Genomic DNA, 232 nt, shown 5'->3' with positions numbered 1-232 from the left:
CTATGTGCCGATCGACCCCGGGCATCCTGACGAGCGGATCAGCTTCATGATGGCCGACGCCGGCCCGATCGCCGCGATCGCCAGCGCCGACCTCCGCTCGCGGCTGGACGGGCGCGGGTTGCCCGTCATCGACCCGAACGACCCTGTTGTCGCAACTCAACCCCACACGGCGTTACCCGGGCCCACCGCCGACGATGTGGCGTATGTGATCTATACGTCGGGTACTACTGGG

General features: G+C 67.2%; 1 protein-coding gene. It reads left to right on the top strand.

What is annotated here, in order from left to right:
* Positions 1–232, top strand: a 232-nt coding sequence (locus AC5Y7E_RS24375) for an AMP-binding protein (RefSeq protein ID WP_499950980.1), incomplete at both ends; no start/stop codon positions are given.

It is taken from the genome of Mycobacterium sp. NGS17, from assembly GCF_059813205.1.
This window is presented reverse-complemented; position numbering and strand designations above follow the sequence as displayed.